Raw genomic sequence first — 7,210 nt, 5'->3', positions numbered from 1 at the left:
TCCCGTTATCAGCCCTTCTCCAAAGGTTGATCCCTCGTAAAACATGCTATAGGAGCGAATGAGGCTATTTGCCCCAATAACCAGAGGCCCCGAGTAGGCTGGGTCGTGCGAGGGGTGGCCTAGCTCGCAGTGCGAGCCCACTACCGTATTGTCGCCCAACTCCACGTTGCGGTGGATGATTGTGAACGGACCTATCCGCACGTTCTTGCCGATCCGGGCTCCAGGGTCTACCAGCGCGGTAGGGTGAATAAGGGTTTCGTTTGCGCTCATATACAGCAAATACACACCGCCACGGCCCTTGTAGCTTGATACGGCCGCGTCCGGGTACAAATATGCCTAATATTTGGTTAGAGCCGCTAGCACGATTACTTCTCTTGGTTTTATCTTTTCTCAATTGCGTCTGTAACGCTTATGCGTACCTTGCGTAGTTGCTTTCGGTGCTCGCCTATTTAGTTTAAGCCTTGGAGGATCATCCGGATATCATAAAGCCAGTAATACTGCTGGTAGAGCCAGACCGTGTCAGCCTGGGCCGGGTGCGGGGCCTATTTGGTGGCGTAGTGCAGGCCTATGAACTGATAGTGGCGGCAGATGCAGACGACCTGCTGCGCCGGCTGGACCGAATGGTGCTGGAGGGGGTGGAAATTGCCATGACCATTGTGTCCAGCGACGGGAACGACCAGTTGGCTGTCCGCCACTTGCGGCGGGCTTATGAAAAATGGCCGCATGGGCTACGCATCCTGATAACTGACGGGCCCGAGAACCTGGATGCAGACGAGGTGGAGGCTGCCAAGATCTTTCGTATCTTCTACCGTCCGCTGGACGAAATCACTTTTGGGCTCGGCCTGCGTGAGGCTAGTCGCTTCTATCTCCAGCAGCAGGAGGTAACCCAAAAAGCCCGGATCCTAACCGAGCTCCACCGGGCCAGTATGAGCATCACAGGAGAGATACAGCTGCACAAGCTGCTACACAAGCTCATGCGCCTGGTGGTAGAAAATGCCGATGCCCGCAAGGGTTATATCCTGATGGAGGACGCAGATGGACGAATATTCATAGAGGCAAGCGGCACCCCCACCGAACATGCTACCCAAACCGGGCGGGCGGAGATATCGGACTTCAGCCCGGTATGCCCTGCGGTGGTAGAATATGTTGTGCGCACGCGCGAGAACATTATCCTGCACGATGCTTTGAAGGAAGGTAACTTCCTCAGTCATCCCTACATACGAAAAAATCTCTGCCGAAGCATACTCTGCACGCCGCTGATTTATCAGGGCAAGCTCTATGGCATCCTCTACCTGGAAAACAGCGAGAAGACCCACGCCTTTAGTAACGAAAGCTTGGAACTACTCCGCCTGCTTACTGCCCCGGCCGCTATAGCCATACAGAATGCACAACTCTACTCCTACATGGAGGCTAAGGTGGAGGAGCGTACCCGCGAAGTAAAGGCACAGAAGGAGGAGATAGAGCGCAGCCACGAGTTGATTCGCCAGAAAAATGATGACATCATCTCCAGTATAAACTACGCACGGCGCATACAGGATGCTTTTTTGCCCAGCTTGGAGGGTATTAAAAAGACTTTCCCCCAGAGCTTGGTATACTATAAGCCCAAGGACATTGTATCCGGCGACTTCTACTGGTTTAGCCGCAGGCTCAGCAAGGCCATCATTGCTGCGGCAGACTGCACCGGCCACGGTATACCCGGGGCATTTATGACCATCATGGCCAACACCCTGCTGCGGCAGATTGTAGAGCTGGAGGGCATCTTCAAGCCCGATGAGATCCTGTACCACCTAAACCTGCGGGTGCGTGTAGCCCTACAGCAGGAGACGGAGAGCACTGAGGCCGGACGCAGAAAGAACCAGGATGGGCTGGATATTGCCCTGCTGCAGGTAGATACCAAGCGCGGCAAGCTACAATATGCCGGTGCCAACCGCCCCCTGCTGATTGTGCGCGCAAACGGCGAGATAGAGGAGATAAAGGGCGATAAACAGGGCATAGGCGGCTACCAGATCGAAGAGGTAGCGTCCTACACCACCCATACCCTTGAGATGGAAGCCGGAGACACGGTGTACATCTACAGCGATGGTTATCCGGACCAGATAGGCGAGGAGATCAACAAGCGATTTCAGGGCAAGCGATTTCAGACCTTCCTGCAGGAGATACACGATAAGGATATGGAGTACCAGCGGCTGCTGCTGGATGCTGAGCTGCGCCACTGGCGCGGGGATATGGAGCAGACGGATGACGTCGTGGTGATTGGCATCCGGTTTTAGCGCAGGTGCAAATACCGCATAGGCGGGAATGAGCTCGAGCGTGTGGGGTAGCGTGCTACACATAAGTCATTGAAAAACCCTCCTTTTTGTCTCATTTTCAGCTTTTTGTCTTGTTTTGTCAGGCATTTCGCCCACATTCTGTTAGTTTTGTGAAGATTGTATGCAAGGAGTGCGCACATTCTGGGCCCTCGTGGCATTGGGATCTCTGCTGCAGGCGGCAGCCTGTCAGTCTGCGGCCCAGGAGTGCTCGCTCGCTGTAGCACAGGCCTACCCCCCAGCCGCCACCCGCACCGCTTATCGCCCTCCCCAAAGAATGCGACTGCTCGCAGGTGGCTACCTCCGGGGCTCATCCGACGAAGCCACCCCGCGGAAAGGGGACAGCCCGCCAGCTTCCCGGATACCCCGCCGCCCAAGGCATCGCCCCGGTGGGCTGTATGCAAAGCCATACACCCCGCGCACCCGGCACAGCCTACGGGATGGCGGCGAGCTGTGGGCAAAAAAGCGCAGGCCGTGGCCCAGCAAGGCTGCCATGGGCTACACGGGCCGCCGGCTGCGGATACAGCACCGCACGGTGGATGGTGCCGCCTGCCTTCGCCGGGCTGTGCGCCACCAGGGTCTGGACGGCACCGCCTGCCGCCAGCTGCGGATACAGCACCGTATGGTGGATGGCACTACGTGCAGCCGCCTGCGTATACGCCATCAGAGCCTGGACGGCACCGCCTGCCGACGTATGCGGATACAGCACCGCAGCCTGGATGGTACTACCTGTGGCCACCTGCGCATACGACATCAGAGCCTGGATGGCACCGCCTGCCGACGTCTGCGGATACAGCACCGCAGCCTGGATGGCACTGCGTGCAGCCGCCTGCGTATACGCCACCAGAGCCTGGATGGCACCGCCTGCCGCCAGCTGCGGATACGGCACCGCAGCCTGGATGGCACTACCTGTGGCCACCTGAAGATAAAGCACACCCCGCTGCACAAGTACCGTGTGCCCTGCGACCCCAGTATGAAACGCACGACCAACCTGGAGCGCGCTGCCTACCAGATGCAGATGCTGATGCGCAACCACAAGAAGAACTGTAAGCTGAGCAACGTAGTCTCCTCCCTGTCGGCCGGGCAGATGGTAAAGACCGAAGACTACGGAACCGTAATGATAGCAGACTATGTGATAGACAAGCGCATAAAGCGCATGGTACGCTGGGCAGATGCCGACAGCAGCAAGAAACGCATTGTAAAGCTGAAGCGGGCAGCGGTGCGAAATCTCATCGTGATTGTGCCGGTAGACCCCGCCATGCGGCGCAACCGGCAGGGCGAGGTTACATTTAAGCGGGTGCTGCTGAGTGAGGCCGAAACCAAGGATCTGATGATTGAGCATTTCATCCAGAAAGGGATGACGGAGCAACTGATACGCATGTACCCCGAGGAGCGGCCTAACCTGCCCAGCCACATAGCCCGCTGCCAGTACCGCCGCTATGGTGGGGTAACCGCCCCCTATGGCATCCGCACGGCCCCGCACCTGCAGCCACAGAATAAGGGAGGAAGGCCTGTGGGCGCGCCGGCTAGCCCTGGGCAGCAGGCACCGCCTGCACCGCTGTTACCCTAGCCTGCCCCACATCCAGGTATACCAGAAAAGCATCCACTACCTGCCGGCCACCTGCCTGTAGGGCAGCCCGGTAGGTGGCTACCTGTAGGCTGTGCGCGGCATCGGGCTGCCCGCTCTTATAGTCGATAAGCACCAGCTGTGTACCCTGTTGGCACAGCAGGTCGGGCCGTAGCAGCTGGCCCTGGTAGCCCAGGCATTGCTCGGGTAGCCGCCGCCAGCTGGTGTAGGGCTGCAGGGCTGGGTGCTGCCACAGCTGCGCCCACAGCGCCCGGGCGGGCGCAGATACGGCACTGGTGGGCAGGCTTGCCAGGCGGGCCAGCTCGGCGTGCAGGTCATCGCCCAGTTGCCGGGCTTCTGTGTTTGCCCCTGCTGTTGGTTGCTGTAGGGGCATCAGCTGCTTGCCGGCTATGGGGTAGGGCTGTGGGTGCTCGGGCACCCCGGGTGCCTCTGCCCGCTGCGGTGCCTCGGCAGTGCCCCACACAAACTCATGCTCGCTGCGGCCCTGCGCCAGGGGCTCCTGGCGGCTCAGCAGGTCTAGCAGTGCCCCGCTGGAGGATATAGTTTGCTCTTTCGCTTGCTCCTGCTCTTTTTGTTTCTTCCCTTTCTTTTCGGCTGCTTGGGGCAGTTCTATCCATGCGTACAGGCGCTGGCCGGCGCGTGTAGTGGCTACATACAGCTTGTTCAGCTGGTCTAGCAGCGTAGCCAGGGTTTCCTCTTCGTAGGCCGCGGCCAGGTCGGTATGCTCTATCTTCGTTTGGGCTTCCACCGGTATAGCGAAGGGAATACCGTAAGAGGGCGGAAGAGACACCCAGCTGGATTGGCTGCTCAATTTATCGAAGAAGTCCCAGTTTGCGTAGGGTAGCAGCACCACGGGTGCCTCTAGTCCCTTCGCCTTGTGGATGGTAAGCACCTGTACGGCCTCTGGCCTGGCGGGCAGGTTCAGCTTGTTCTTGTGCTTGCCTTCGGTATCGTAGTAGTGCAGAAAGTGGGCTAGCTGCCCGTGTAGCCCCAGTTGGCTGTGCAGCAGCTGCAGATACTGCTGCAGGTAGGCATCCTGCTGGGGGTCCAGGGTTTCGAACAGGGCACAGAGCCGCATGGCCAGGGTGTAGGGGGGCAGGTTGGCTGCCAGGAGCGCAGGCAGCCCTGGCGATAGGCCCACCAGTTGCGCTGCCACTGGGGCGGCCAGCAGGGCCGGATCGGGTGCCTGGCTCAGCAGGGCAGCCTGGGCAGTCAGCGCCTCGGCCAGGTGCACGGCTGCGGGGGTGTGGGTGTAGGCTAGCAGCGCATGCAGCAGGCGCACCTGTGCCCCATGCTGTAGCAGCAGGGCATCGGGGGTAAAAACCGGTATGCCCGCCGTGTGCAGCAGCTCTACCACCGCGCTGGCCTCCTTGTTCTTGCTTACCAGAATCAGCAGGTCGCTACCCCGCCAGCCCGCTGCCAGCAGGGCCTGTATCTGTTTCAAAAAGTCGGCCTCTATCTGTTCCTTCCGCTCGCCTTTCGCTTCTTTTTTATCCTGCTTTTCTCCCTCCTTTAGGGGATAAAACTTCCAGTGTACATAGCCCGCTCGGTCCAGCTTTGCCGTTTGGGCTGCGTCGTTGCCATAGATGGCCGACAAGAGCTGCTGGGTGATAGCCGGAGCAGCCTTGCTGTAGGTACACTGGGGTATGTGCCTACAGAGTGCATTGTTTACCTGCACGATGGCACGGGCGCTGCGGTAGTTGTCATTCAGGGAGATCGTTTGTGGCGCATAGGCCACTAGGTCTTGGCCCAGCTGCTGCTGCAGCAGCTGGGGGGCTCCGCCCCGGAAGCGGTAGATGCTCTGCTTCACATCGCCCACCACCACCACCACGCCATGGTTGCCCAGCGCCTCATCGGCCAGGGGCAGCAGGTTGGCCCACTGCTGCTCACTGGTATCCTGAAACTCGTCGAGCAGGATATGCCGGTAGCGGTCGCCCAGGCGTTCGTACAGGATAGGCAGGTCCGATTCGGCGTGGATGCGGGCTATCTGCTGTTCGGCATCGCCCAGCAGCTGGATGCCTGCTTGCGCTTTATAGGCTTTCCAAAACTCGGCAATATCGACCTGTAGCTGTAGCTCATACAGCTCTTTCTGCAGGTGCTTTCGGGTGAGGTATTCCCGCAGCACGTGCCCCTCCAGCAGCGCCAGCATCTGGGCAAAGAGGTCGTACAGGCCATCTTCCAGGGCGGCCTCTATGCGCTGCCTGATCTCATTGGTCTGTTGTTTGGCGTAAAATCCTTCCGCCGTTCCGCACGCTACGGCTTGCTTCAGCCGTTCTCTGCCCTCATGCCCATCCAGCTGGAGGGGCTGCTGGGCGAGGCGGTGAAACCACTGGGCGGCACCACTTTTGCCATAGCTGAAATGAGAAACCTCCAGCCCATGCGCCTGCAAGCGTGCCAGCCCCTGCTGGCCCAGGGCTTGCAGCTGGCCCTCTAGCTGGGCCAGGCGGGCCTCATTGGCCTGCACATAGGTGGGCAGCTGGGCGGCATGGGGCAGCACCTGCTCCAGGTAGGGTACCGCCTTGCTGTCCAGCTGCCGCATGATGAGTGCCAGCAGCTGGTGGCGCAGTTCCCAGTTCTTTTTTTCCTCCAGGCGGTGCAGGGCGTACCTGAGTAGGCGGCCATGCAGGGGGGTAGCAGGCAGCAGCTGGCGTAGCAGTTCATCGGCCAGCTGCTCGCCCAGCAGGTCCAGCTCTATCAGCACCTCGCGCCCCAGCGGCAGGCCCAGCTCGCGCTCGTAGGCGTACACGATGCGCTGAAACAGGCTATCGATGGTGCTAACGCCTAGCCGATGGTAGCGGTGTAGCAGGGCATGCAGCAGCCTTCTACCCGGGTCTGCCAGTGTTTCGCCGGGAGCCTGGGGCGGGATTTCCAGCTTGCGTATCAGGCTTTCGGCCTCTTTCCTCAGGCTTTCGGCTTCGGCTGCAGGTCTGTCTAGCAGGCGGGCCAGCCGGTCGGGCTCCTGGTGGTAGGCCACCAGGGTAACAACACGTAGCAGTCGGGTCTTTATCTCGGCCGTGGCTTTTTTGGTAAAAGTAATGGCGAGAATGTGCTGCCAGGCATCTGGGTACTGTAGGGCCAGCTGTAGCCATCTGAGTGCCAGGGTGTAGGTTTTTCCACTGCCGGCACTGGCTTTGTAGAGGGTAAGGGGCACGAGGGTATATCTTGAACGATGTACGGCAGGCGCGCAGGCCGCTCTGCCCGGGGGTGTCGATCCTGAACAAATATGCGCATAAACCCGGGGGTTTTCAAGGCCCCGGGCTTGCCGTGCAGGCCCCATCCAGCCCGCTGTTTGGGGGTTGTGCCCTTGCCGGGCCCG

The 7,210-nt window shown here is 59.8% G+C and carries 4 protein-coding genes; 2 read left to right on the top strand and 2 right to left on the bottom strand.

Annotation, left to right across the window (positions count from 1 at the left end):
- Nucleotides 1-270 (bottom strand): N-acetyltransferase (locus LW884_01295; GenBank protein MCE3006971.1); only part of this gene is annotated, 270 nt, incomplete at its 3' end.
- Between the two features lie 191 nt (nucleotides 271-461).
- Between LW884_01295 and LW884_01290 the strand changes: the two genes are divergently transcribed.
- Both LW884_01290 and LW884_01285 read left to right on the top strand, forming a co-directional pair.
- The gene (locus LW884_01290; protein MCE3006970.1) at nucleotides 462-2,270 is read left to right on the top strand and encodes a SpoIIE family protein phosphatase; all 1,809 of its coding nucleotides are present in this window, start codon (nucleotides 462-464) and stop codon (nucleotides 2,268-2,270) included.
- Nucleotides 2,271-2,583: 313 nt separating this feature from the next.
- The gene (locus tag LW884_01285) at nucleotides 2,584-3,876 is read left to right on the top strand and encodes a hypothetical protein (GenBank protein MCE3006969.1); all 1,293 of its coding nucleotides are present in this window, start codon (nucleotides 2,584-2,586) and stop codon (nucleotides 3,874-3,876) included.
- Here LW884_01285 and LW884_01280 read toward each other — a convergent pair.
- Nucleotides 3,833-7,045, bottom strand: a complete 3,213-nt coding sequence (locus tag LW884_01280; GenBank protein MCE3006968.1) for a UvrD-helicase domain-containing protein — start codon at nucleotides 7,043-7,045, stop codon at nucleotides 3,833-3,835. The two genes, LW884_01285 and LW884_01280, sit on opposite strands and share 44 nt — an antisense overlap.
- Between the last annotated feature and the right edge of the window lie 165 nt (nucleotides 7,046-7,210).

This window comes from Bacteroidota bacterium (assembly GCA_021300195.1).
Classification (GTDB): Bacteria; Bacteroidota; Bacteroidia; order J057; family JAJTIE01; genus JAJTIE01.
The sequence above is the reverse complement of the archived record's forward strand: the minus strand, read 5'-3'. Positions and strand labels throughout refer to the sequence as shown.

Bases quoted from the DNA above. Each gene is read 5' to 3' on its own strand.
- LW884_01285 (MCE3006969.1), top strand. From the start codon at position 2,584: ATGCGACTGCTCGCAGGTGGCTACCTCCGGGGCTCATCCGACGAAGCC.